Source organism: Ruminococcus sp. (genome assembly GCF_017549005.1).
Taxonomy (GTDB): Bacteria; Bacillota; Clostridia; order Oscillospirales; family Ruminococcaceae; genus Ruminococcus.
Map to the genome: position 1 here is coordinate 102202 of NZ_JAFYYT010000056.1, position 24502 is coordinate 126703.

Sequence of the window (24502 nt, forward strand, 5' to 3'; positions counted from 1 at the left end):
ATGTTTCCTATTTATAAAAAGGAGCTGCAATCCTTCTTCTACACTCCTTTCGCATACGCTATCGCAGCACTCTTCCTGCTGCTTTTCACTCTGCCGCTGGCAAGCTCTATCAGCAAAATTGAAGGCACCAACAGGATCGTGTTCTCGTTCACCGAGATGTTCTACGCAGTAATACTCTACTTCATATTCCTGCTGCCCATACTCACTATGAGGACCTTCGCCGACGAGCGCAAGAACGGCACCGAGGTGCTGCTCATGACCTCGCCTGTCAGCGTGGCTAAGATAGTCATAGCCAAGTTCCTCGCAAACCTCACGGTATACATTTTCATGCTGGTATGCTCATTCTTCTTCCCCATACTCACAGCTATCAAGGGCGAAGTGGTCATGAGCCAGCTCATATGCGCCTATATCGGCATATTCTGCTGGGGAGCAATGTACATCGCACTGGGTATGCTCATCTCCTCATTCACCGAGAACTCCATTATCGCAGCTATCATCGGTGAAGTAGTCATGTTCATACTCCTCTACGTTGATGAATTTGCAAACTCGGGCTTCATCTCACAGTTCCCGAAGCTCCAGTCTGTCATCTATTCATTCGCAGCAAAGCCGAGATTCGCATACTTCTCCGAGGGCTTCATCCGTATTTCAGATCTTGTGTTCTTCGGCTCGGCAGTAATCGTGCTTCTCGCATGGACCTTCATTTCCATCGAGAAAAGACGCTGGAACAGGGGGTAAGCTGAAATGAAGAAAAAGAAATTCAACCTTTCGGGCGCACTGGCTTTACTGCTGGCACTCCTTGTACTGCTGATATTCGTACCTATAAACATCATCGCAGGAATGTTCGACAAGGGCTACGACATGACGCCTAAGAAAAAGTATACTCTCGATCAGAAGACCGTCGATCTCCTTGACAGGACCTCCGGTCAGCAGATAGACATCTACTATCTTTCGCTCCTCCAATACTTCAAGGACTCAAGAGTCTCCGACCTCCTCCCCCTCTATCATACGCTCACACAGCTTGAGGAGAGGGATAATATCAGGCTCACCTGCTTCCGCCCCAACGAGAACCCAGCTCTTGCACAGGAGCTTGACCCCGATGGTCTCCTCGGCACCTACGAAGGCGACATCTTCGTAAAGTGCAACGGCATAATCAAAAAGGTAAGCCGCGACAAGATATTCCAGACAGGCGCTGACGGCTCAAAGCAGTACGCAGGCGAGGAGCTTATAGCAGCAGCTATAGACACCTGCTCCAAGGGCTATCTGCCCACTGTTTACTTCCTCACAGGACACGGCGAAAAGACCATAGATACCAATTTCTCCAACTTCTCCGCTGCTATCAGGTCAAACAACTATTCAGTCAAGGAACTCGACCTCGGCGCAGAGGGAGCAATCCCCGCAGACGCAAAGATAATCTACCTTACAGGCCCCACAAAGGACTTGACCGACAAGGAGAAACAGCTCCTTCTCGACTATGCCGACAACGGCGGCGCAATGTCCTTCCTCCTCGACCCATGCGATACAAAGGGCCGCTTTTACAACATCGAAAAGATAATGGAGGAGTTCGGACTTATCCTCGATTACAACATCGTTACCGAGACTCTGGATTATAATAAGCTCAACGACCCCGACAGAAAGCAGAGCGAGAACTACCTCCGCGTAGAATACCCGGCAGGCGCTCAGTCAGGCGCAGAGCTCACACAGGATCTTACAACCGACCTGAACATGATACTCAACGGTGTCTCGGCAGAGGACAGCAAGCAAAAAACGAAAATCATTGCAGGCATCTCCTACCCGAGAAGCCTTACCGAGATACCTGACGACTCATTCCCTGCCGCTGCATACGTAGAGCGTTCATCTATCATCAGGAACACTGAGAATGTTGACGCGAACGGAAATCACTTCTGGTCAACTGTCAGCAAGTCAATGGGCGGCGATGAGACAACTGCAAAAGAGGCAGACGAAAAGCTCAGCAATATCTCCCTTGATTTCGGATACTACTCCTACAATAAGAAATCAGGCGCAAAGCTCATAGTTATCGGTTCTACCGCTCCTATAGACGACGTTATATGCACTCCGACCGTTGAGCTGTCACAAGCCTCTGAAGAAGTATCAAGCACCAGCGGCACAAGAATGCTCACGGTATTCTCAAACACATGGCTTTATGACAGTGAAGTGCAGTTCGGCGTAGGCAACAAGATAAACTCCTACGACCACATGGTATTCCAGGATTCCGGCGACGCAAACGGCATCATAGCTATACTCTATATCTTCCCTGCAATAATCGCAGCGATCGGAGCCTTCGTATGGCTTAGAAGGAGAAATTCCTGATGAATAAACGAATAATCGCACTTATAGTGCTGATCCTTATGGCAGGAGCTTCCATAGGAACCATGCTCTTCTTCAAGGATAAGAAAAACAAGGAAGACAATAAGATACAGGAGGAGATAAACGACAACGTCCTGTTCGACTTTGATCCCTACTCCCCCACACAGATAGTTTTCACAAAGGGCGACGAGTCCTATACCTGCAAGCTCGACGGCGAAAAATGGATCCTTGAATCGGGAGAATTTCCCGTGGATCAGACCTACTGTCAGCTCATATGCACCTACTGCTCAAACCTCACAGCCGTTGAGAACTACGGCGAGATAACCGACGAAAAGCTGAAAATGTACGGCCTCGACAACGCCGACAAGGTGGAGATAACCGAGCCAAAGGGCACACATACCATAACTATCGGCAACATGAGCCCCACAGGCGAGTACTACTACGCAACGGTCGACGGCAAGAAGAACGTCTATGCGCTGGAGCTCATGCGCGGAAGCGTCCTCAAGCTGGACAGGCTCCTCATCAAGAACAAGGAGCTTCTTCCGTACACGCTTTACGACCTCAAGGAAGTAACCACTTACAAGGACGGAAAGATACTCTGCGACCTCACCTTTGACGAGGACGGCAGCAAATGGGAACTTCCTGCATACTACTCACAGGTAACTCTCGACCAGACCGAGGTAACAGCTACCTTCAACAACATCGTCCGTCTCGAAGCTGAGGAAATGATGGACGAAAAGCTTGACGACCTCACCAAGTACGGCTTTGACAAGCCCTACGGCGAGGCTGTTGTAAAGGGACTTGACGGAAGCGAGAGACATCTTCTCGTAAGCATAAACGAAAGCGACCCTAAGTACTGCTACGTCCTCGTGGACAAGGAACAGGTGGAGATGTACTACACCGCAGACCTTGATTTCACCCAGAAGACCGCATATGACTACATCGTTCAGAACTACAATACCGCAAGCTATTACAACATAAGCGGATTCAGCTTCAAATTCCGTGAAAACGACGATAAGTGCACGCTTGACAACGACGCAAAGGAATGCACCTACAACGGAAAGAGTGTAGATATCGATTCTTCCGAGACATATCTTGCGTTCACCAACTTCTACAACTCGTTCTCTATACTCAAGCTCAAAGGCACGGACGCAGAGGCAAAACCCGAGCTGAAAGACCCTGAGCTGTCTGCCGAGTTCCTTCTCAAAGAGGGCGGCAGCATAAAGATCGACCTTGTAAAGGGTGAAGACACAATCTACTATGTATTCCGCGACGGAAAATACATCGGTGCATACGTGGACGAATCAATGCTCACAGGAAGAAACACGGTCAGCGACTTCTACCTGAAGTTCAAGAAACTGGCGAATATATAAAGAAAAAGCAGCACATCATGTGCTGCTTTTTTCAGTTTGTCGAAAAAATATGTTTTTAATCATTTATTCACGGGCTGATGCGGGCGTCAGCCCTGCAGCCATAGCTTCCTTTTATCTGTAAAACCGTCCTTTTTTATGACAAGTCATAGCTTCGTACTTCCTTTTTGTGGCAAGACCGCCGCGTATATGGCGTTCCTGCTTGTTTATTTCAAGAATATCCTTTACTTTCGCATAAAGCTCGGGATCGTCCGTTCTTAGCCGCTCGCTCACATCTTTATGGACAGTGCTCTTTGAGATACCGAAATACTTGGCGGCAGCTCTTACTGTAGCCTTGTTTTCGGTTATGAACTTCCCGAGCATGACCGCCCGCCCCTCAGGCTGAGTTTTCAAACACATCACCTCTTTTCATGACGTTTACTAATGTATATGTCATAAAAAAGAAATAGATGTTACGTTAAATCAAAATTTAACTTTGCCAAATTATGATTGAACGAATAATTTGCGCAAAAACGCACATACTACCGCAAAGGAGCTGATAATATGAAGATAACCCCCGAGCTTTACAGCGATATGACGCGGCAGGCTTCACCGAAGTCCAACTCCAAAGCCAACATAACAGCCGCATTTTTAGTGGGTGGAACTGTCTGCGCCATAGGACAGATACTGCTCTCCCTCCTCGAAGCCTGCGGACTTGACAGAACAGCGGCAGGCACATGGACTTCCATAATCCTTGTGGGGATAAGCTCAATATGCACCGGCTTCGGCTGGTACCAGCGGCTCGCAAAGCTCGCAGGCGCAGGAACGCTCGTCCCCATAACAGGCTTTTCAAACGCCATAAGCTCATGCGCCATAGAAGCACGTTCAGAGGGACCCATTCTCGGCGTAGGAGCAAAGATATTCACCATAGCAGGCCCCGTACTCCTGTACGGCTGCACAGCAGCAAGTATCTACGGCGTGATATACTATTTTACTGCCCGATAAACCTGCAGAGGGGCGGATATTATCCGTCCGTCACCTGACATAACCGTTCCCTCCCGTATAAGCAAAAAAAGGCAGGGCATAAAGCCCTGCTTGTCTTAGATAAACAGATAAAAATAAATATGTGTAGAACAAAAGAAAGGAGACAACAAAACGAGTGTTAAATAAATCTTAACACTGTAGTTATTATACCTTATTTCTGACCTTTCGTCAAGCAAATCCCCTAACTTTTGTCAAAATACACAACTTTAAGCAATCTTAGTAATACATTTTTCACAACGCCCGTTAAAATCACTGACAGCTGTACATATTTATTCTGCCGCAGCTGCGGACATTGTCAGACAAACGGCTTTATATAGACATATTGCTAAAAAAACGCCTGATAATTTTGTAACAAGTCAGCAAAAAAAGTGTTTACAAAGATTATGATTTGTGGTATAATATTTCACAGTAGTTATATTTGGTTAACGTTATCACCCGCTAACCACTTCTATAACCTAATTATTATAATATTTAGGAGGTCATTCCTATGGCAATCAAAAGAAAAATGAAAACAATGGACGGTAATAATGCCGCTGCATATGTTTCTTACGCCTTCACGGAAGTTGCCGGTATCTACCCGATCACACCTTCCAGCCCGATGGCAGACTATGTTGATCAGTGGTCTGCTCAGGGTGTAAAGAACATTTTCGGCACTACCGTTAAGGTTGAGGAGATGCAGTCTGAAGCTGGTGCAGCCGGTACTGTTCACGGTTCTCTGAACGCTGGTGCACTCACAACTACATACACAGCATCACAGGGACTTCTCCTCATGATCCCGAATATGTACAAGATCGCAGGTGAGCTGCTTCCTTGCGTATTCCATGTTTCTGCACGCTGCGTTGCTTCTCACGCACTGAACATTTTCGGCGACCACTCTGACGTTTATGCTTGCCGTCAGACAGGTTTTGCAATGCTCGCTGAGACAAACCCGCAGGAAGTTATGGATCTCGCTGCTGTTGCTCATCTCGCTTCAATCAAGAGCCGCGTTCCTTTCATCAACTTCTTCGACGGTTTCCGTACATCCCACGAGATCCAGAAGATCGAGACATGGGATTACGAGGATCTGAAGGAAATGTGCGATATGGATGCTGTAAAGGCATTCCGCGAGCGTGCTCTTAATCCTGAAAATCCGACAATGCGTGGTTCTCACGAGAACGGTGATATCTTCTTCCAGCACCGTGAGGCTTGCAACTCCTACTACAATGCTGTTCCTGCTATCGTTGAGGAGTACATGGGCAAGGTAAACGCAAAGCTCGGCACTGACTACAAGCTCTTCAATTACTACGGTGCTCCTGATGCAGACCGTGTTATCGTTGCAATGGGTTCGATCTGCGACGTTGCTGAGGAAGTTATCGACTACCTGAACAAGAAGGGTGAGAAGGTCGGTATCGTTAAGGTTCGCCTGTTCCGTCCGTTCTCAGCTGAAAAGCTTGCTGAGGCAATCCCTGCAACAGCAAAGACGATCGCTGTACTTGACAGAACAAAGGAGCCCGGTTCTCTCGGTGAGCCTCTTTACCTCGATGTAGTTGCAGCTCTTAATGTTACAGGCAGAAACGGTATCAAGGTAATCGGCGGCCGTTACGGTCTCGGTTCAAAGGATACTCCTCCTGCATCTGTATTCGCTGTTTATGCAGAGCTCGCAAAGGCTGATCCTAAGCCGCAGTTCACACTCGGTATCGTTGACGATGTTACAAACCTCTCACTCGCTGAGGAAGATGCTCCGAATACTGCAGCAGAAGGCACTATCGAGTGCAAGTTCTGGGGTCTCGGCGGCGACGGCACCGTTGGCGCAAACAAGGACTCTATCAAGATCATCGGCGACCATACCAACAAGTACGTTCAGGCATACTTCCAGTATGACTCCAAGAAGACCGGTGGTATCACAATCTCACACCTCCGTTTCGGCGATAAGCCTATCAAGAGCCCTTACTACATCAACAAGGCTGACTTTGTTGCATGTCACAATCCTTCCTACATACTCAAGGGTTACAAGATGGTAAACGATGTAAAGCCCGGCGGTGTATTCCTCATCAACTGCCAGTGGAAGCCTGAGGAGCTCGATCAGCACCTCACAGCTGATACAAAGCAGTATATCGCAAAGAACAATATCCAGCTCTATCTGGTTAACGCAATAGACCTTGCACAGGAGATCGGTCTTGGCAAGCGTACCAACACCATCCTCCAGTCTGCATTCTTCTCACTTTCAAAGGTTCTTCCTGAGGCTGAGGCGATCGGCTACATGAAGGAAAAGGCTCAGAAGTTCATGAAGAAGGGTATCGAGATCGTTCAGATGAACGAGAAGGCAATCGACGCAGGCGCAAATGCTTATGTCAAGGTCGATGTTCCTGCTGAGTGGGCAAATGCTGTTGATAATTCCGCACCTGCAAAGCTCGAGGGCGCAGAGAAGCTCGTCAAGATGGTTGACGGCATCATGAACCCTGTAGGCAAGATGCTCGGTGATACTCTTCCTGTTTCTGCATTCTCAGATCACGTTGACGGTACATTCGAGCAGGGTGCTTCTGCATATGAAAAGCGCGGAGTTGCTGTTATGGTTCCTGAGTGGAATCAGGATACATGTGCAAAGTGTAACAAATGTTCATTTGTCTGCCCGCACGCAACGATCCGTCCTTTCGCTCTTACAGACGCTGAAGTTTCTGCTGCTCCGGAGAACATCAAGATCGCTCCCAAGCCGATCGTAAAGAGCGAGTACAAGTACACTCTCGCTGTTTCCGCTATGGACTGCATGGGCTGCGGCGTATGTATCGGTGTCTGCCCGACAAAGTCACTCAAGATGGTTCCAAGAGAGTCTCAGGAGTCACAGCAGGCAGTATTCGATTACTGTGTTGCTAAGGTTACAGAGAAGGCAGATGTAGCAACTGACGCTAATGTTATCTCCAGCCAGTACAAGAAGCCTCTTCTTGAATTCTCAGGTTCATGTGCAGGCTGTGCCGAGACTTCATATGCAAGACTCATCACACAGCTCTTCGGTTCAAGAATGTATATCTCCAACGCAACAGGATGTTCTTCAATCTGGGGCGGTCCTGCTGCTACTTCACCATATACTGTTGATGCAAACGGCCACGGTCCTGCATGGGCAAACTCACTGTTCGAGGACAACGCTGAGCACGGTCTCGGTATGTATCTCGGTCAGAAGGCAATCCGTGAAAGACTCATCGAGGAAGTAAAGGAAATCGCTGCAAGCGACAAGGCATCTGCAGAAATCAAGGCTGCTGCTGATGAGTATCTCGCAACTGTTAACGACGGTGCTAAGAATACAGCTGCAACTGCTGCACTCGTTGCTGAGCTCGAGAAGTGCGACTGCAAGTGCGATAAGAAGGCAGATATCCTTGAGAACAAGAACTACCTCTCCAAGAAGTCCGTATGGATCTTCGGCGGCGACGGCTGGGCTTATGATATCGGCTTCGGCGGTCTTGACCACGTTCTCGCTACAGGCGAAGATGTAAACATCATGGTATTCGATACCGAGGTTTACTCAAACACAGGCGGACAGGCTTCCAAGTCATCCAACATCGGTCAGGTTGCACAGTTCGCAGCAGCTGGTAAGGCAATTGCAAAGAAGCGCCTTGCTGATATCGCTATGAGCTACGGCTACATCTATGTTGCACAGATCGCTATGGGTGCTGACATGAACCAGACACTCAAGGCAATCAAGGAAGCTGAGTCTTATCCGGGACCGTCACTCATCATCGGTTATGCACCTTGTGAGATGCACTCAATCAAGGGCGGTATGACTAACTGCCAGGCTGAGATGGAAAAGGCTGTTAAGTGCGGCTACTGGAATAACTTCCGTTATGATCCTCGTCTTGCTGCTGAGGGCAAGAACCCATTCCAGCTTGATTCCAAGGCTCCTACAGAGTCTTATCAGGACTTCATCATGAACGAGGCTCGTTACAGCGCTCTCACACGTTCATTCCCTGACCGTGCTAAGGAGCTGTTCGCTAAGGCTGAGCAGACTGCAGCTAATCGTTACGATTACCTCACAAAGCTCGCTGAGAAGTAATTCTTCGCAGAGAAGCTCTTCAGTGAAGACTGTTTAAACGGAAAATATTTCCGCTTTATAATCAACGTGCACATACGAATATAATAAATCTCCCCGATACGAACAGGTACCGGGGAGTTTTTTATTACATTTTCTTCTTATAGAATATATTGACAATAACTGTTATCAACGCACTTGCCGTCATTTCAGCAAACAGCGTAGTAGCTATGACTTTGCTGAAAAATCCTGATACTATTACCGCAATAGCCGTAAGCATAAGGCTTACCACAGAGGCTGTACGCATAGTCTCCTTGCTTATGGCAATATTGCGCTCGTCAGTCGATTTTATGTACTCCTCTTTCAGCTTTTTCTCATTGCGGAGCAGCATAAGATATTTTATCATCAAAAAGACCGCTATCACGTCCATTCCGACCATAACTCCTGCTATCATTCCGCGTGAGAAATCGGGAGCATTTTTTATCAAATGCTGAAGCAAAAAGTATGTACCCGATGCCGCACCGCAATACATCGTGCATAAATAAAATCTTCTCTGAATTTTTTTCTTGAATTCTTCCATAATAATTCTCCTTATAGGTTCTCCTCGCCCTCGAAAATGAACAGCTCTTCGATAGAAACGCCGAAGAACTGCGCCGCCTTATGGGCGAGGGTAAGTGAAGCATTGTATTTTCCGTTTTCCAGTGATATGATAGTCTGCCGCGTGACGCTGAGCGCGTCGGCAAGTTCCTGCTGCGTGACCTTTCGGACTTTCCGCAGTTCCTGTATCCTATTTTTCATATTTATTCTCCTTCTTTGCCCTGCCGCGGCAAACAAAGACGACCGCAATCGCTGTAGCAACTGTCGCCCACGGCAAAGCCGCATTTATAAAATCGTGTAATAACTCAGTCATGATATTACCTCCTCGCCTATGTAAAGTTCGCTTTACCTTCTCTGTGATTATAGTATAGCACGCTTTACATTTTTTGTCAAGCTCACTTTACATATTTTTATTTTTTAACATAAAAACAGCTCCATGTCATAAAACATGGAGCTGTTTTTCGTAACACCGAGAGCGGCGTATCCTACTGATTATTAACAGCTTTCATATACTTCCTGTACTTTATGCTCTTAATTATATACAGTATCTGCCAGAATATACAGAACGGGAATACAGGGATAATGCAGCTGAAAAGGAGAATACCGATGAACACGAATGTATCCCAGAACGCCTCCGAGCCGTACCATGTCGAGCCCATGAATGAAAAGCCAGTAAAAATACTTGCCGTGCAGTTTATCATCAGGAACATAAACGGAATGAAGCTCAGGATGAAGCTTGCCCTGTAGGCAGGAGATATGGGCTTCTGCTCCTTTTCAACGCGCTTTCTCAGCCTTGTGGATACCAGTATCACAAGAGAACCAACTACCGATATAGCAAAGCCCCATACTATAACAAGTGTGAACGGGTCGAAGAAATTGTAATCAAGACTTTCCTTCAGCACTCCGCACCTGTAGACGAGCTCCATAATAAACAGCCCTATAAATGAACCGAATATTATCATGCATACTTTTTCCCATTTTTTCATAATAACATCTCCTTACTGTAAAGCCGCAGTCTCAGCCTTTTTCACTTTGCGGCGTCTTATCAGATAAATAACCTGCCATACGATACACAGCGGCAGAACGGGAACAACTACCAGCGCTATCCCACCGAACAGCACTGCGATAAGAAACGCGTCCAGACCATAGCTCCTTGACCAAAGGAAATCAATGCCGAAGAACGCGGAGTAAACTCCGTACAGAAGCATGAGCAGAAACGGCACGAACGACAGTCTGAACCATATCCTGTCCGCATTTGTTATAGCCTTTTTTCCTTTGTTCTTCCTGTTCCTCATTGCATGGGAAACAAGCACTGCAAAAAGTCCGAGGCAGGAAACTACCAGTATCACGCCGAACTCGGAACAATAGCCCTTTTCAAAGCCGTGAGCAAGTCCGAAACCCGTTATGCCCTCTGTTATGCAGTAAGCAAGAAAGATCAGTATACCGAGACCAAATACGCCTATAAGAACTTTTTCCACCTTATTCATACAACTCAGCTCCTCTCACGATAATGTTTTCTTATGCTTATGATACGCTTTATGAATTTCACCTGAACTATGACCGCCATAGGTATCACAGGGAAAACAGTCATAAGGAACGATGATATGAACAGCGTTTCCGAAAACGCCTCCCAGCCGTGTTTTTCACGGAATATCATACTTCCGCCCGTACCGTTTATACCTGCGTCCGCCGACCAGTAAATGCAGAGAGCAGCAGGGAGGAAAGAAAGTATGAACAGCAGTACCAGCCACCATGGCATTTTCTCAGCGCTGCTCTTTCCGAGGAAATGCGACAGCACAGTGCAGAAGCCCATGCTGATACCGACAGCAAGCAAAAATGCCGAAGCCCAAGCAAAGATCACAGATACCGCTCCCACAGCTGTAAGCACAGCCGATATTATAAGCAGTATTTTTTCCGACTTTTTCATAAGCTCTCCTCCTTTTCTTTTCTGATATAATGATACCACAGAAAAGGAGCTTTTTTAAGGTGTCAGATGTCACTTTCCGAGTGACAAATGTCACTGAAAAAAAGCACGGACTTATGAAATTCTCACAAGTCCGTGCGTATGATTTTATACAAAACAGAGAAACTGAAAATTATTTTTTTCTTATTAAACGGTTTTCCGTTTAATACCCCTTCATTTCAGCCCCCTTACAGAGAGGTACTAATGTACAAGCTGCTGCTTGAGTATCACTGTAACAGAGGACTTATTTTATTCCCCATATATTCTCGGCGTAATCGGCAATGGTTCTGTCGGAGCTGAACTTGCCTGCATTGCACATATTCAGCCACTGCTTACGTGCAAATGCGAGCCTGTTGCTGCTGTAGTCGTTTATGCAGCGAAGCTTTGTCTCCACGTAGTCCCTCATATCGCCGAGGAGGTAATAATGGTCGGGAGCGTGCCAGCTCGCACCGTCAAGGAGAGCCATATACAACTCGTGGAAGTCACCGCTGCCGCCGTCTGAAACAGTACCGTCGATAAGCGAGGAAACGACTTTGCGAACCATGCTGTCTGACGAGAAGATGCTTCTGCTGTCGTACTCGGGAACTATATTTTCAAGCTCCTCGACACGGGCGCCGAAGATATAATTGTTCTCCTCCCCTGCCTCCTGCACTATTTCGATATTAGCTCCGTCGTAGGTACCGAGAGTTACCGCGCCGTTGAGCATGAGCTTCATATTTCCCGTACCGCTTGCCTCGGTGCCTGCTGTGGATATCTGCTCCGAGACATCAGCCGCCGCCACAAGCTTTTCCGCATAGGAAACATTATAATTCTGCACGAAAACTACCTTTATAAGGCCGCGGGTGTCCTTATCCTCAGAAACTATCCTGCCCACCTCGTTGATGAACTTGATTATCGCCTTTGCACGGCGGTAACCTGGGGCAGACTTGGCTCCGAAAATAAAGGTTGTGGGCGTAAAGTCCGTGATACTTCCGTCCTTTATGCCGTAGTAAATCCAAAGTATGGAGAAAGCATTGAGAAGCTGTCTCTTGTACTCATGAAGTCTCTTTATCTGGATATCGAAAACGGAGTTTTCATCAATATCAATACCGTCGTGAGCCTTGATGAACTCCGCAAGCTGACGCTTCTTGCCCTGCTTGATATCAACAAAACGGCGGAGCACATTCTCATCGTCGGCATATTTTGAAAGCTCTTTCAGCTTATCGAGGTCGTTTATCCAGTCATCTCCGCCGAGAAGCTCCGTGATATAAGCGGAGAGCTCCCTGTTGCAGAGTGCTATCCAGCGGCGCTGAGTTATACCGTTTGTCTCGTTGCGGAAACGCTGGGGATAAAGGCTGAACCAGTCCGCAAGGACAGTATCCTTGAGTATCTGAGTGTGGATCTCCGCAACACCGTTTATATGCCCCGAAGCATAACACGCCATATCCGCCATATGGATAAGGTCCTTCTTGATTATCCTGATGCGGCTTATCTTTTCCTTTTCAACTCCCGAGGCGTACATTTCGGCAATGAGAGCCTCGTTTATCTGAATGATAATAGCGTATATCCTCGGAAGGAGCTCCTCCACAAGGTCTGTACGCCACTTTTCGAGAGCCTCCTGCATTACGGTATGGTTTGTATAATTGAATATCTTCTTTGCCATATCAAGGGCTTTCTCAAAGGTGAAGCCCTCGTTGTCCACAAGCTGTCTTATGAGCTCGGGGATAGATATAACAGGGTGCGTATCATTGAGCTGAACCGATATATAGTCAGCTAAATTGTCGAGAGTTCCGAAACGCGCCTTGTGCTTCTTTAATATATCGGTAAGGGAAGCACAGCTGAAGAAGTACTGCTGCTTCAGACGGAGCTTCTTGCCCTCGTCGGTATCATCGTTAGGATAAAGCACACGGGATATGTCCTCAGCGTATATCTTCTCCTTTGAAGCCTCAAGGTAGTCCTGCTTGTTGAACACATCGAAGTCGAACTCCTTTACAGGCTCAGCCTGCCACAGTCTGAGAGTTCCCACATTCTCAGTACGGAAACCGAATACGGGCATATCATAAGGCACAGCCTTAACGGTCTGACCGCTGTACTCTATGAGGACAGTGTCCTCGTCGCAGCGGACTGACCACGGATCGCCGTATTTCGTCCAGTCGTCGATATCCTCGCGCTGAAAGCCATCAACTATTGACTGCTTGAAAAGTCCGTATTTATAGCGAATGCCATAGCCGTCAAGGGGAAGTCCCAGCGTTGCGGCGCTGTCAAGAAAGCAGGCAGCAAGTCTGCCGAGGCCGCCGTTTCCGAGAGCAGCGTCCTCTATCTCTTCAAGGTCTGCAGGATCGAGCCCGAGCTCCCTGAATACCTCGCCTGCCTCGTCGTAAATGCCGAGAACCAGAAGATTATTGTAAACCGCCCTTCCCACAAGGAACTCCATTGAAAGGTAAGCCGCACGGCGCTTTGAAAGGTGCTCCTGACGGGCATTTTCCCAGCGGTCTGCAAACATCTCCATTACGGTCTTACCGAGAGCGTCGTGAAGCTGCTGCGGCGAAGCGCTTTTTATATCCTTGGGAAGTCTTCCCGTAAACTTTTCCATAAACAATTTCTTATCCATATTCCCTTGCTCCTATTCTTAAAGTTAAGGGTTTTGAGTTGCGTTTTTCTTTTAAATGATATTCATAGATGTGACCGACAAGTCACATCTTAACTCTTAACTCTCCACTCTCAACTATTCAGCGATTATACATTTTATTCAGCTTACGTATTTTCTTTGCAAGCTCTGGTGTAAAGTCCGACTTCTTCGTGCGGAACTGCCAGTTTCCGCCGAGAGTCGAGGGAGTGTTCATTCTTCCCTCGGGCGGACTTTCAAGGAAGTCCTGTATCTGAGCCGCAGCCACCTCTGCGACGCTTCCCCATGCAGCGCGTATCACAGCGTCGGGAATGTCCTTTTTCTTCTTGACGTTGAGGTATTTCATGGCGAATTTCAGCGACTTCTTATCCAGGTCGTCCACCCAGCCGCTGAGAGTCTCATTGTCATGGGTGCCCGTGTATGCAAAGTAATTCGTACTCCTGAAATTATGGGGCAGATACTCGTTTACTCCGTCGCTGAACGCGAACTGCAGCACCTTCATGCCCGGATATCCGCATTTGTCCAGCATTTTCCTTACCTCGGGAGTAATAAAGCCCAGGTCCTCGGCGATTATTTTCAGCTTGCCCAACTTTTTTTCGGCGAGCTTGAAAAGCTCATAGTTCGGACCTTTTTTCCACTCGCCCACAGTAGCGTCCTCGTTTCCGTAGGGAATGGTGTAATAGCTCTCAAAGCCGCGGAAATGGTCGATACGGACTATATCGTAGAGCCTCGAAGCCGCGCCGATACGGTCTATCCACCACTCATAGCCTGTCTTTTTATGATAGTCCCAGTCGTAGAGCGGATTGCCCCAGAGCTGTCCCAGCGGCGAGAAATCATCGGGAGGACAGCCTGCAACGGCAATAGGTCTGCGCTCCTTGTCAAAGTAGAAAAGCTTAGGCGAAGCCCACGCCTCAACGCTGTCGAGGGCACAGTATATGGGAATATCGCCGATTATCTCGATACCGCTGTCGTTGGCGTACTTTTTCAGCTCCTTCCACTGACGGCTGAACTCGAACTGTATGAATTTATGGAAATTTACATCTTTTTTGAGGTCCTTTTTCGCCTGTGCAACAGCCTTGGGCTTATGCATGGCGAGGTCCCCGTCCCATGAGTACCAGGGCTTTCCCTCAAAGCGGAATTTCAGCGCCATGAAAAGTGCATACTCGTCGAGCCACTTCTTGTTCTCCGTGCAGAACTTCCTGTAATCGGGGAACTTAGCTGGCTTGAAGCGTTCAAAGGCGATACGCAGAACGTCGTAGCAGTTATCATAGAGCAGGGCATAATCCACCTTATCCGGCTCGTTTTCCCAGTCGAACATATCATATTCGTGGCGCTCGAGAAGTCCGTCCCCTTCGAGGACTTCAAAGTCGATAAAGTAAGGATTTCCTGCATTTACCGAGAATGACTGATATGGCGAGTCTCCGTAGCTCGTCGGAGAAATGGGCAGTATCTGCCAGCATTTCACACCTGCGGACCTGAGAAAGTCCACGAACTCGAAAGCCGCCTTTCCCATTTTGCCTATGCCGTAATTTGACGGCAGACTCGATATATGCATAAGTATACAGCTTTTTCGCATTTATTCCAACTCCCTTTTTGAATATTCACTCTGAAATATGTCGATAATAATTCTGAGGTGATACCATGAAGCTTTCACAGCTCTTATTCTCTTTTTTAATGGGATATTTCTGTTACAGTCTTATCGAAATTGTCATGCGAGGATATACTCACTGGACGATGTCCCTTACGGGCGGACTGGTGCTTATGGTGCTGTACATCATAAACAGCCGCAGCTCCGTTACCCTTATCAGGAGCTGTATCGCAGGAACTCTCAGCATAACAGCCATAGAGCTGACCGTCGGCATATTCGACAACGTTATTATGCACTGGAACGTATGGGATTACTCCGATATGCCATTTAATTTTCTCGGTCAGATATGTATCCCCTTTTCCTGTCTGTGGTTCGTGCTGTGTATCCCTGCAAGGCTACTTTGCAGGCAGATAGGCCGCACTCTCGGCAGACAGCCTGTGAACAAAAAGGCTGTTCCGATAAGATCAGAACAGCCCTTATGATCAATAATTCTTGTTTGGATCAGCATTAAAGAAGTTATTGCTGCTTTCCGTGTAATAATCATTAGGCTCAAGCGACATGAAGTCCTCGTCCTCGATATCGGGAAGTCTTGCGCCGCAGCGTCCGCAGAACTGGAAGCGTTCATTGACCTCAGCGTCGCACTTGGGACATACCTTATAGCCCCTGATGCCGTTGAGCTCATATCTCATCTTCTTTATTCTTCTGCGTCGTGTATCTATGTCGTCGCAGAGCACTTTAAGGGCCTCAACGTCCTCACCGTGCTCCTTGTAGTACTTCTTGCCGATATCGGTGAAGATCTCTACGATCCTTTCCTCCTCGTAAAGAATCTTCCTTTTCAGATTATTAGCCTCCGAAATGCTTTTAGCCTTCTCTGAAACACCCCTGCTTGCGTCATTGAATTTATCGAGAATACCCATTTTACATCACTCCTGTCGAATATTTTCTCGTTAATTCTTATCATATTGTATTATACAACATTAACAGGAATTATGTCAAGCGTTTTCAAAATATTTTTACAAACAGAATGGCTTTTTGTGCAATCCCTACATCTCAGCAATGTCATTTTCGGTAAGCTGAATAATGCCCCCGTCTGTCAGAGCCTCGGACGCATTTGCGATGTCGTCCACCCTGATAACAAACGAAACAGACCTGTCCGATTTACCGAGGAATGTATAGAGGTATTCGAGGTTAACGTTCTTTCCTCCGAGGATATCGAGCACGCGGCTCAGCTGTCCGGGAGAATCGGGAATGGATATTGCGACTACCTCTGTTACCGTAACAGCGTAGGAAGTAGCTTTCAGCTTTTCAACTGTCTTATCCGTATCATTGACTATCATTCTGACGATACCAAAATCACTTGTGTCGGCAAGGCTGAGGGCGCGGACGTTGATCCTGCACTCCTTTATCATCTTCATGACGCCTGCCAGCTGATTGGGCTTATTATCAACAAATACTGAGATCTGTCTTACGTTTGACATATGTTTTGCCTCCTTCAGGTCAGGATAATAATACGCCGCGAAGGATCACTTTTTCTTTGCTGCTGTCTTCGGGAGATCCTCATACATAACGAGGACTGAATGCTCGTCAACATACTCGTTTACATGAGTCTGTGCATCATGGCAGAGACCTGCTGATGTGCTGTACTTGATGTCGATGACTTTTACCCCCTGAATGAACTGATTGAGCTCGTTCTCAAAAGCAGCGAATCGCTGGTACTTCTCCTGCTCCGGCATATAGTTTGTGGAAAATAATCTGATTTTCATAAATGAAACCTCCTTAAAATAATGGAAAATATTTAACAGCGCGTCAGTGACGACGCTGTGTAAACCTTAATCGTGAAGCTTTCGTCTGTCGATAACTCGTACAGCCTTACCCTCGCTTCGTGTGATAGATTTCGGTGACACCAGGTGGACCTTGGGGTTGATGCCCAGCATAGTCTTGATAGCTACTGCAAGGTCTCTCTCCTGTTTCTGCATATCCTTTACCTTATCCGAGAACTGCTCGGGATTCATTTCAACGCTGATGTCCAGCGTATCCGTGTTGTTTACACGGTCTACCTCAATGAGATAGTTGGGCGAATAGCCCTGTTCGATAAGAACAGTCTCTATCTGTGACGGGAATACGTTTACTCCGCGGATTATCATCATATCGTCGCTTCTGCCCATAGGCTTGGCCATTTTTATGAGAGTACGTCCGCATGAGCACTTCTTCCTGCTGAGTACGCAGAGGTCACGTGTACGGTATCTGAGAAGCGGGAAAGCTTCTTTTGTGATACTTGTGAATACAAGCTCGCCAACTGTTCCCTCGGGAAGAACTTCACCCGTATCGGGATCGATTATCTCGGGGATAAAGTTGTCCTCGTTGATGTGCATACCTGTCTGCTCGGAACATTCAAAGGCAACGCCGGGGCCGCTTGACTCGGTAAGTCCGTAGATATCGTAAGCCTTGATACCCAGCGACTTCTCAATTGAGCGGCGCATTTCCTCAGTCCACGGCTCTGCTCCGAAGATACCTGCCTTGAGCTTGAGGTCCTCGGGCTTAATTCCCATTTCGGCGATGGTCTCGCCTATGTAAGCCGCATATGACGGCGTACAGCAGAGTATGGTAGAACCGAGATCCTGCATGAACTGTATCTGCCTTTCGGTATTTCCCGAGCTCATCGGGAGAGTAAGACAGCCTGCCTTGTGAGAACCGCCGTGAAGTCCCATACCGCCCGTGAAAAGTCCGTAGCCGTATGCCACCTGAACAACATCGTCCTCGTTGCCGCCTGCGGCGGTGATAGCTCTTGCACAGCAGTCCTCCCACATATCCACATCGTTCTGTGTGTAGAAAGCAACTACTCTCTTTCCTGTGGTACCGCTGGTGGAGTGTATCCTTACACAGTCGCCGAGAGGCTTTGCAAGCAGACCGTAGGGATATGCTTCACGAAGATCAGCCTTGCTGAGGAACGGAAGCTTGTGAAGGTCTTCTGTTCCCTTGATGTCCTCGGGCTTAACGCCCTTTTTGTCCATGAGATCGCGGTAGTACTTCACGTTTTCGTAAACGTGCTTTACCTGTGCCACGAGGCGCCCGTCCTGGAGCTTTTTCATGTCCTCCCGTGACATACATTCGATCTCTTTGTTCCAATACTTTTCCATTGGACTTCTACTCCTTATTATTGGGATTTATTATGTTATGATATGATGTTCGCCTTTAGAGGCGGATACTATCCGCCCGAATAATCGTCCGATATCCTTTGTAGGGGCTGATGCCCGCATCAGTCCGGTATAACGAGCCCGAACTCACGTGACGCCGAGGGCGGTGTCTCCTACATAGTTTACTGAGCGTTCTTTCCCAGCTCGAAAGCCTTCCTGTTTAGGTCGAGGAATTTGGGCGGTACGCACTGCTCCAGTGCCTTCTGCCACAGCTCGTCGGGATAGTCCATACGTGAAGCAAGCACGCCCATAAGAACTACGTTTGAAGCCTTTGCTGTACCTGCCTGCTCTGCAAGAGAGAGAGCGTCAACCGCAACAAGCTCAGCACCTGCTGCTTTGAGCTTCTCAACGAGATTTTCGGGATACTTTGCAGCGCCTGTAATAACGGGCATAGGGTCTATCTGCTGTGTGGAGGTTATAAGCTTGCCGCCCTTCTTGAGGTAAGGGAGACATCTTGCAGCCTCAAGGAGCTCGAAGGAGATAACGGCGTCAGCCTCGCCCTTTTCGATAACAGGCGAGTAAACCTTATCGCCGTACTTTACGTATGTAACAACGGAGCCGCCTCTCTGAGACATTCCGTGCACTTCGCTGACCTTTACGTCATAGCCCTGCGCAAGAAGCACGTTTCCGAGAAGTCTTGAAGCAAGCAGCGAACCCTGTCCGCCGACTCCGACTATCATTATAGATTTAGTTTCCATTATATATTACTCCTTAATGTTATTATTCTTTAAAAGCTTTTCTTTCCGAACTTCGAGAACAGCCAGAGGGCTCCCAAAGCGCAGAAGAGGTAGTTTTCAGCGAGTGAACCGATGAACTTTCCTTTCAGACCAAGTATCGTAAGTATCCTGCTGAAATTCGAGGAACAGTTGGAATACGTAGGCTCGGTATGTCCGAAGAGGAACTCATAGCTCGTGTCGATGTTATCCATATCCTCGTCCGTATACTCGCCGCTGTCGTCCATATACGAGTACGTAAGGCTCTTTACGGTTTTAAGCGTGTCTCTAAGCGCAAACGTCCACGATGAACGTACTGCGATGAATATTGCTATGACCATAACGGCTATGCAGACGATACCGCCCCGCTTCATATCGAAGCCGCTCTTGCGGGTGGCGATATAGTAACCGAAGAATGTTCCGGCTGCAAGGATAGTTCCGCATATGGAAGCGATTATTCCGAACCTGGCAAGTCCCATGATGAAGAAAAATCCCGGGATCGCTCCGATTATAGCGCCTATTGCGCCCTTTACTATGGTCATGAACTCGGTCTCGGAGCCTTCAAAATCGCCGTAAGACGCTCCGAAATCGGGAGTCGGACTGTACTGCGGTGTGTCGTTGTAGCCCGAAGCTCTTTGTCCATAGCCGTTCTGCGGTGCATTATAGCCTGCGGACTGCTGTCCGTAACCGCTCTGCGGTGCATTATAGCCTGCGGACTGCTGTCCGTAACCGTTCTGCGGCGCATTGTAGCCTGCGGACTGCTGTCCGTAACCGTTCTGCGGTGCATTGTAGCCTGCGGACTGCTGTCCGTAACCGCTCTGCGGTGCATTGTAGCCTGCGGACTGCTGTCCGTAACCGTTCTGCGGTGCATTGTAGCCTGCGGACTGCTGTCCCTGAATGGTATTATTATGCGGCTGTAAAGCTTCTTCCGCCTGACGCGCAAGCTCGTTTATATCGTCCATTCCGCCTGAATTTCCGACTCCTGTCATTAAATCGTCCATCTCTGTACTCTCCCTGATGTTATTTTACAATTTCAAGGTCACCATCGACAAATCCAATGGCAGTTCCTTTGACTTCATTAAGAATATCCTTATATCTGCCGTTTCCGAGGTACTCCTCAGCCATTTCCTTTATGAGTTCCTGAGCGTGTTCGCAGCCTGTGTCGTCTTCGTCCGAGGTATCAACGGTGAAGATGTTCTCCTCACAGCTCCACACTTCTTCGCAGGCCCATTCTCCGTCCTTGTCGTCGGGGTCGAACTCACAGGTGGCAACAAGCTGCACACCATAGATGTGGTCCTCCTCGGACTCCTCATACAGATTAAAACAGAACGCCTTTGTTTCCGCAGGCATATCGTTGTTTTCGAGGAGATCGTCCAGCCAGTGGGCGAACTCCTCATATATTGGTAACTGTATCATATTATTTCCTCTTTGTTTTCTTGTATCTGAATAATTCAAGCTTTCCGCACTTCGGACACTCATATATACTCGCTGAGAGTGCTCCGGAAAACAGATTATCCAAGTCGCCTAATATAAAGCCTGTACGTCCAAGCTGTATGCGTTTAGTGCCCTTATATTCCATAAGCACATTGCAGTAAGGGCAGTATATAGTTCTTATCTTCATAGTATTACCTCATTGATTATCGATTTTTTATTGTACATTTGAACTATTTTACGTTTTGTGGAACGCCGAGTGCCTCCGCACCCGGCGTTCCTTAGTCTTTCACGTTCAGCAGCTTACTGGATAGCTCCTACCTTACACTGCTCCTGACAGATTCCGCAGCCTACGCAGAGAGTGTGGTCTACTACTGCCTTACCGTCGCGCATGGAGATAGCAGGACATCCCAGCTTCATGCACATCTTGCAGCCTACGCACTTGTCGGTATTTACCTTGAGAGGCGGATTGTGCTTTACGTACTTGAGCAGAGCGCACGGACGGCGCGAAATGATAACAGAAGCCTCGTCAGCTGCAAGCTCCTCCCTGATAGCTGCCTCAGTCTCGGCAAGCTTGTACGGGTCTGTAACTCTTACACGCTTGATACCGATAGCCTTGCAGAGCTCCTCGAGGTTTACAGCCGCAGCAGGGTCGCCCTTGAGGTTCTTGCCTGTTGTCGGGTTCTGCTGATGGCCTGTCATTCCTGTGATGGAGTTATCAAGTATGATAACTGTGGAATTTGAATTATTGTAAGCGATATTCACAAGTCCTGTCATGCCGCTGTGCATGAATGTGGAATCGCCGATAACTGCAACTGTCTTGTGCTCGGACTCTGCGCCCCTTGCCTTGTTGAAGCCGTGGAGTCCAGAGATCGAAGCTCCCATGCAGATAGTTGTGTCTATAGCATTGAGAGGTGCTGCCGCTCCGAGAGTATAGCAGCCGATATCGCCCGATACTGTTACGCCCAGTTTCTTTAAGCAGTAGAAAAGTCCTCTGTGCGGACATCCTGCACACATAACAGGAGGACGTACAGGTATCTCGTCGTCAAGCGCTGTGAAATCCTTCTTCTCGCCGAGAAGCTTCTCTGCAATAACAGACTGCGGAAGCTCGCCGATGTAGCCGAATATCTCCTTGCCCTTAACATTGTTTACGCCGATATTGCGGCAGTGCTCCTCGATAATGCCGTCAAGCTCCTCGATAACGTATATCTGCTGGTACTTCTTTGCGAAGTCCTGAATGAGCTTTACGGGAAGAGGATTTACCATACCGAGCTTCAGCACGGAAGCCTTGTCGCCGAGAGCTTCCTTTACGTACTGGTAAGCAGCTCCGTTTGTGATAACGCCGAACTCAGCCTTGTCCGATATCTCGACTCTGTTGAGAGGTGTGGTCTCTGCATACTCTGTGAGCTTCTTTGTGCGCTCCTCAACGAATACGTGTCTGCCCTTTGCATATGCAGGCATCATTACGAACTTGCTGGGAGTCTTTTCATAGTCCTTGAGAGGGAGGTCGTTTCTGTCCTCCATTTCAACTATGCTCTGTGAATGAGCAACTCTTGTGGACATTCTTACTATGAACGGTGCGTCGTACTTCTCCGAAAGCTCGAAGGCAAGCTTGACGAACTCCTTACATTCCGTTGAATCAGAGGGCTCCAGCATAGGCACCTTTGAAGCGATAGCGTGGTGACGGCTGTCCTGCTCGTTCTGAGAGGAATGCATTCCCTGGTCGTCGGCAACTGCGATGACCATACCTGCGTTAACGCCTGTGTATCCTGCTGTATATAAGGGGTCTGCAGCTACGTTGAGACCAACGTGCTTCATTCCGCAGAAGCTCCTTGCGCCTGCGATAGAAGCTCCGAGAGCTGTCTCCATAGCAACCTTTTCATTGGGAGCCCACTCGGCATAGACCTCGTCGTACTTTGCGACCTCCTCTGTGATCTCTGTGGACGGTGTACCGGGGTAGCTCGATACTACGCGGCAGCCCGCTTCATACAAGCCTCTCGCAAAGGCTTCGTTTCCCAGCATTAATTTCTTCATATTATGTATTTCCTTTCATGTTAAAGATTATCATATCAATAAAGCCCTTAGCCTTTAGCTTTCAGCCATTAGTGAGCGGATTCGCCGCTGCAACAAGCTAACGGCTAATGGAAAATGGCTAACGGCTCAGTTCGTCAAGCAGCCACTTTGCAACCCCGTCCTCGGAGTTTGTCCCGATGACTATATCGGCTGCGGCCTTTACCTCGTCCCTTGCGTTGCCGACTGCGACCTTTATGTCCGCCTCCGCGAACATGGGCAGGTCGTTCAGGTTGTCGCCGAATGCGACTATCTCGTCAAAGCCGTACTTCTCACGCAGAAAACGAAGCCCGTTGGACTTTGAGGCTTTGTGTGAGAATATCTCAAGATACCACGAATCGTCGTAAACGTCAAGATAAAAGGCGATATCAACGCCTGCTATCCTTTCGGCTTCGAGCTTTACGGGTAAAAGTTCGTCATACTTTCCTCTGGTGGTGAAGTATACCGTGTACTCGTCGGCATAATCCTCAAGTCGGCACTGTACAAAGGGTTTCTTGTACTCATGCTTCCTTACCTCCGCAAAGCTCTGCATGACTCTGCTGGTGAGCTTTGAATAGTAACAGGTAAGAGCTCCCTTGTCTATGCGGTACATGAAGCATTCAACGCCGTGACGCCTGTATATTTCAAGCAGCTTTGCAGACAATGCGGGGTCTATGAACTCGTTCTTGACATAGCTCTCGTTTCTGATATCATAAATGCTCACGCCGTTCATAAGTATACACGGTACGTTTATATCCAGAGCCGAGGTTATCGGTACCGCCGAATATATCGACCTCGCAGTTGCAAATGTGAAGTTCATGCCCTTTCGTGCAAGAGCGTTCATTATCTCTGCGGTATGCGCTGTTATTTCGGGCTTCGGGCTCAGAAGAGTTCCGTCAAGATCGCTGATATAGAGCCTTTTCAAATTTTACGGTCACCCCCGTGATCTGCATATGGATATTCATAATAGTATTATAGCATATTCAGTCAAAAAAGTGAAGAATTAATTTTTAACAGGAAAGCGATTTGTACATTCCGACGGATTTTGACAGCTCTTAATGTTAATCATGCATAAAGCAGTATACTGCCGTGCATTGAAAAAGGGCGGCCAAATGCCGCCCTCAAAAAAATAAAGGACGGAAGCCCGTGTCCGCCCTTTATATCGGTATTTAATTTATCTCAAGTCTTCTGGCAACAGGAGCTTCGGGAGCTTTCTTCGGGAGCTCAATGGTAAGGATACCGTTCTTGTACTCCGCACTGATAGCTTCCGTATTGATATCGCCGATATCAAAGCTCCTCTTATATGAGCCGTAAGTCCTCTCACGGCGGATATAATTGCCCTTCTCGTCCTTTTCGTCGTTATTTGTGCTGTGCTCAGCCGCAATGGTGAGCTGTGTTCCGCTCAGGTCGAGCTTGATGTCCTCTTTCTCAAAGCCCGGGAGCTCCGATTCAAGAACGTATTTGTCGCCGTCGTCGCGGATATCTGTCTTGCAGTTGTTCATCGGCATATTGCCGCCGAAGAAATTCTTGTCAAAATCATTGAATGCGTCCCACAGACCGTAGCCTGTGCCGCCGAAAGGTGTAAGTCCATACATAATTCATGCCTCCATTTGATTTTTCATATTTATCCTATGCAGTTTTCCTCAT

The 24502-nt window shown here is 47.9% G+C and carries 26 protein-coding genes; 6 read left to right on the forward strand and 20 right to left on the reverse strand.

Annotated elements, in window-relative coordinates; genetic code table 11:
* From IKW96_RS14480 to IKW96_RS14490, 3 genes are read left to right on the forward strand one after another with little or no spacing between them, the layout of a single operon-like run.
* The gene (locus tag IKW96_RS14480) at window positions 1-735 is read left to right on the forward strand and encodes an ABC transporter permease subunit (protein WP_296576511.1); all 735 of its coding nucleotides are present in this window, start codon (window positions 1-3) and stop codon (window positions 733-735) included.
* A gap of 6 nt (window positions 736-741) precedes the next feature.
* Window positions 742-2328: a Gldg family protein gene (locus tag IKW96_RS14485; RefSeq protein ID WP_296576513.1), complete on the forward strand. Its 1587-nt coding sequence runs from the start codon at window positions 742-744 to the stop codon at window positions 2326-2328.
* Window positions 2328-3698: a DUF4340 domain-containing protein gene (locus IKW96_RS14490; RefSeq protein ID WP_296576515.1), complete on the forward strand. Its 1371-nt coding sequence runs from the start codon at window positions 2328-2330 to the stop codon at window positions 3696-3698. The genes IKW96_RS14485 and IKW96_RS14490 overlap by 1 nt, the downstream gene beginning before the upstream one ends.
* Before the next feature lie 111 nt (window positions 3699-3809).
* On the opposite strand, the gene IKW96_RS14495 is transcribed toward IKW96_RS14490, so the two are convergent.
* Complete coding sequence (locus tag IKW96_RS14495; protein ID WP_296576517.1) at window positions 3810-4088, reverse strand: sporulation transcriptional regulator SpoIIID; 279 nt, start codon at window positions 4086-4088, stop codon at window positions 3810-3812.
* A gap of 150 nt (window positions 4089-4238) precedes the next feature.
* On the opposite strand from IKW96_RS14495, the gene IKW96_RS14500 reads away from it, so the two are divergent.
* Together IKW96_RS14500 and nifJ are read left to right on the forward strand one after the other, a co-directional pair.
* On the forward strand, window positions 4239-4679 hold the full coding sequence (locus tag IKW96_RS14500; protein WP_296576519.1) for a SpoVA/SpoVAEb family sporulation membrane protein: 441 nt from the start codon (window positions 4239-4241) through the stop codon (window positions 4677-4679).
* Between the two features lie 532 nt (window positions 4680-5211).
* A complete protein-coding gene (gene nifJ / locus IKW96_RS14505) occupies window positions 5212-8739 on the forward strand; it encodes a pyruvate:ferredoxin (flavodoxin) oxidoreductase (protein ID WP_296576640.1) in 3528 nt (1175 codons plus the stop codon).
* Window positions 8740-8863: 124 nt separating this feature from the next.
* Here the strand turns inward: nifJ and IKW96_RS14510 are convergent, their stop codons facing one another.
* From IKW96_RS14510 to malQ, 8 genes are all read right to left on the reverse strand, one after another.
* The gene (locus IKW96_RS14510; protein ID WP_296576521.1) at window positions 8864-9295 is read right to left on the reverse strand and encodes a hypothetical protein; all 432 of its coding nucleotides are present in this window, start codon (window positions 9293-9295) and stop codon (window positions 8864-8866) included.
* Between the two features lie 11 nt (window positions 9296-9306).
* A complete protein-coding gene (locus IKW96_RS14515; RefSeq protein ID WP_296576523.1) occupies window positions 9307-9513 on the reverse strand; it encodes a helix-turn-helix transcriptional regulator in 207 nt (68 codons plus the stop codon).
* Window positions 9503-9625 carry a hypothetical protein gene (locus IKW96_RS14520; protein ID WP_296576524.1) on the reverse strand — a complete coding sequence of 41 codons (123 nt, stop codon included), beginning with the start codon at window positions 9623-9625 and terminating at the stop codon, window positions 9503-9505. Before IKW96_RS14520 ends, IKW96_RS14515 begins: the two co-directional genes overlap by 11 nt.
* Before the next feature lie 172 nt (window positions 9626-9797).
* A complete protein-coding gene (locus tag IKW96_RS14525) occupies window positions 9798-10298 on the reverse strand; it encodes a hypothetical protein (RefSeq protein ID WP_296576526.1) in 501 nt (166 codons plus the stop codon).
* A gap of 12 nt (window positions 10299-10310) precedes the next feature.
* Window positions 10311-10799 (reverse strand): hypothetical protein, encoded by a 489-nt coding sequence (locus IKW96_RS14530; RefSeq protein ID WP_296576528.1) that lies wholly within the window; start codon window positions 10797-10799, stop codon window positions 10311-10313.
* 5 nt (window positions 10800-10804) lie between these two features.
* Window positions 10805-11239 carry a hypothetical protein gene (locus IKW96_RS14535; protein ID WP_296576530.1) on the reverse strand — a complete coding sequence of 145 codons (435 nt, stop codon included), beginning with the start codon at window positions 11237-11239 and terminating at the stop codon, window positions 10805-10807.
* 280 nt (window positions 11240-11519) lie between these two features.
* Window positions 11520-13865: a glycogen/starch/alpha-glucan phosphorylase gene (locus tag IKW96_RS14540; protein ID WP_296576532.1), complete on the reverse strand. Its 2346-nt coding sequence runs from the start codon at window positions 13863-13865 to the stop codon at window positions 11520-11522.
* A 118-nt stretch (window positions 13866-13983) separates the two neighbouring features.
* Window positions 13984-15456, reverse strand: a complete 1473-nt coding sequence (gene malQ / locus IKW96_RS14545; RefSeq protein WP_296576534.1) for a 4-alpha-glucanotransferase — start codon at window positions 15454-15456, stop codon at window positions 13984-13986.
* Window positions 15457-15521: 65 nt separating this feature from the next.
* Here malQ and IKW96_RS14550 point away from each other — a divergent pair, with 65 nt between their 5' ends.
* Complete coding sequence (locus IKW96_RS14550) at window positions 15522-15950, forward strand: hypothetical protein (RefSeq protein ID WP_296576536.1); 429 nt, start codon at window positions 15522-15524, stop codon at window positions 15948-15950.
* Here the strand turns inward: IKW96_RS14550 and IKW96_RS14555 are convergent, their stop codons facing one another.
* The 11 genes from IKW96_RS14555 to IKW96_RS14605 form a co-directional block, all read right to left on the reverse strand.
* Window positions 15951-16385, reverse strand: a complete 435-nt coding sequence (locus tag IKW96_RS14555) for a zinc ribbon domain-containing protein (RefSeq protein WP_296576538.1) — start codon at window positions 16383-16385, stop codon at window positions 15951-15953.
* Window positions 16386-16511: 126 nt separating this feature from the next.
* Window positions 16512-16946: an amino acid-binding protein gene (locus tag IKW96_RS14560; protein ID WP_296576540.1), complete on the reverse strand. Its 435-nt coding sequence runs from the start codon at window positions 16944-16946 to the stop codon at window positions 16512-16514.
* Between the two features lie 45 nt (window positions 16947-16991).
* Window positions 16992-17231 (reverse strand): hypothetical protein, encoded by a 240-nt coding sequence (locus IKW96_RS14565; RefSeq protein ID WP_294753325.1) that lies wholly within the window; start codon window positions 17229-17231, stop codon window positions 16992-16994.
* 66 nt (window positions 17232-17297) lie between these two features.
* Window positions 17298-18605: a phenylacetate--CoA ligase family protein gene (locus IKW96_RS14570; RefSeq protein WP_296576543.1), complete on the reverse strand. Its 1308-nt coding sequence runs from the start codon at window positions 18603-18605 to the stop codon at window positions 17298-17300.
* Window positions 18606-18784: 179 nt separating this feature from the next.
* Window positions 18785-19360 carry an indolepyruvate oxidoreductase subunit beta gene (locus IKW96_RS14575; RefSeq protein ID WP_296576545.1) on the reverse strand — a complete coding sequence of 192 codons (576 nt, stop codon included), beginning with the start codon at window positions 19358-19360 and terminating at the stop codon, window positions 18785-18787.
* 29 nt (window positions 19361-19389) lie between these two features.
* Window positions 19390-20376, reverse strand: a complete 987-nt coding sequence (locus IKW96_RS14580; protein WP_296576547.1) for a hypothetical protein — start codon at window positions 20374-20376, stop codon at window positions 19390-19392.
* A gap of 19 nt (window positions 20377-20395) precedes the next feature.
* A complete protein-coding gene (locus IKW96_RS14585) occupies window positions 20396-20791 on the reverse strand; it encodes a hypothetical protein (RefSeq protein WP_296576548.1) in 396 nt (131 codons plus the stop codon).
* Between the two features lies 1 nt (window position 20792).
* Window positions 20793-20996: a hypothetical protein gene (locus tag IKW96_RS14590; RefSeq protein WP_296576550.1), complete on the reverse strand. Its 204-nt coding sequence runs from the start codon at window positions 20994-20996 to the stop codon at window positions 20793-20795.
* Between the two features lie 113 nt (window positions 20997-21109).
* A complete protein-coding gene (iorA, locus tag IKW96_RS14595; RefSeq protein ID WP_296576552.1) occupies window positions 21110-22840 on the reverse strand; it encodes an indolepyruvate ferredoxin oxidoreductase subunit alpha in 1731 nt (576 codons plus the stop codon).
* A 118-nt stretch (window positions 22841-22958) separates the two neighbouring features.
* Window positions 22959-23780, reverse strand: a complete 822-nt coding sequence (locus IKW96_RS14600; RefSeq protein WP_296576554.1) for an HAD family hydrolase — start codon at window positions 23778-23780, stop codon at window positions 22959-22961.
* Window positions 23781-24024: 244 nt separating this feature from the next.
* Complete coding sequence (locus IKW96_RS14605) at window positions 24025-24450, reverse strand: Hsp20/alpha crystallin family protein (protein WP_296576556.1); 426 nt, start codon at window positions 24448-24450, stop codon at window positions 24025-24027.
* Between the last annotated feature and the right edge of the window lie 52 nt (window positions 24451-24502).

Coding starts and splice junctions, on each gene's coding strand:
- IKW96_RS14565 (WP_294753325.1), bottom strand. CDS start 17,231: ATGAAAATCAGATTATTTTCCACAAACTATATGCCGGAGCAGGAGAAG.
- IKW96_RS14490 (WP_296576515.1), top strand. CDS start 2,328: ATGAATAAACGAATAATCGCACTTATAGTGCTGATCCTTATGGCAGGA.
- malQ (WP_296576534.1), bottom strand. CDS start 15,456: ATGCGAAAAAGCTGTATACTTATGCATATATCGAGTCTGCCGTCAAAT.
- IKW96_RS14560 (WP_296576540.1), bottom strand. CDS start 16,946: ATGTCAAACGTAAGACAGATCTCAGTATTTGTTGATAATAAGCCCAAT.
- IKW96_RS14570 (WP_296576543.1), bottom strand. CDS start 18,605: ATGGAAAAGTATTGGAACAAAGAGATCGAATGTATGTCACGGGAGGAC.
- IKW96_RS14535 (WP_296576530.1), bottom strand. CDS start 11,239: ATGAAAAAGTCGGAAAAAATACTGCTTATAATATCGGCTGTGCTTACA.
- IKW96_RS14500 (WP_296576519.1), top strand. CDS start 4,239: ATGAAGATAACCCCCGAGCTTTACAGCGATATGACGCGGCAGGCTTCA.
- IKW96_RS14605 (WP_296576556.1), bottom strand. CDS start 24,450: ATGTATGGACTTACACCTTTCGGCGGCACAGGCTACGGTCTGTGGGAC.
- IKW96_RS14525 (WP_296576526.1), bottom strand. CDS start 10,298: ATGAAAAAATGGGAAAAAGTATGCATGATAATATTCGGTTCATTTATA.
- IKW96_RS14530 (WP_296576528.1), bottom strand. CDS start 10,799: ATGAATAAGGTGGAAAAAGTTCTTATAGGCGTATTTGGTCTCGGTATA.
- IKW96_RS14585 (WP_296576548.1), bottom strand. CDS start 20,791: ATGATACAGTTACCAATATATGAGGAGTTCGCCCACTGGCTGGACGAT.
- IKW96_RS14575 (WP_296576545.1), bottom strand. CDS start 19,360: ATGGAAACTAAATCTATAATGATAGTCGGAGTCGGCGGACAGGGTTCG.
- iorA (WP_296576552.1), bottom strand. CDS start 22,840: ATGAAGAAATTAATGCTGGGAAACGAAGCCTTTGCGAGAGGCTTGTAT.
- IKW96_RS14590 (WP_296576550.1), bottom strand. CDS start 20,996: ATGAAGATAAGAACTATATACTGCCCTTACTGCAATGTGCTTATGGAA.
- IKW96_RS14550 (WP_296576536.1), top strand. CDS start 15,522: ATGAAGCTTTCACAGCTCTTATTCTCTTTTTTAATGGGATATTTCTGT.
- IKW96_RS14520 (WP_296576524.1), bottom strand. CDS start 9,625: ATGACTGAGTTATTACACGATTTTATAAATGCGGCTTTGCCGTGGGCG.
- IKW96_RS14555 (WP_296576538.1), bottom strand. CDS start 16,385: ATGGGTATTCTCGATAAATTCAATGACGCAAGCAGGGGTGTTTCAGAG.
- IKW96_RS14480 (WP_296576511.1), top strand. CDS start 1: ATGTTTCCTATTTATAAAAAGGAGCTGCAATCCTTCTTCTACACTCCT.
- IKW96_RS14580 (WP_296576547.1), bottom strand. CDS start 20,376: ATGGACGATTTAATGACAGGAGTCGGAAATTCAGGCGGAATGGACGAT.
- IKW96_RS14510 (WP_296576521.1), bottom strand. CDS start 9,295: ATGGAAGAATTCAAGAAAAAAATTCAGAGAAGATTTTATTTATGCACG.
- IKW96_RS14485 (WP_296576513.1), top strand. CDS start 742: ATGAAGAAAAAGAAATTCAACCTTTCGGGCGCACTGGCTTTACTGCTG.
- IKW96_RS14540 (WP_296576532.1), bottom strand. CDS start 13,865: ATGGATAAGAAATTGTTTATGGAAAAGTTTACGGGAAGACTTCCCAAG.
- IKW96_RS14515 (WP_296576523.1), bottom strand. CDS start 9,513: ATGAAAAATAGGATACAGGAACTGCGGAAAGTCCGAAAGGTCACGCAG.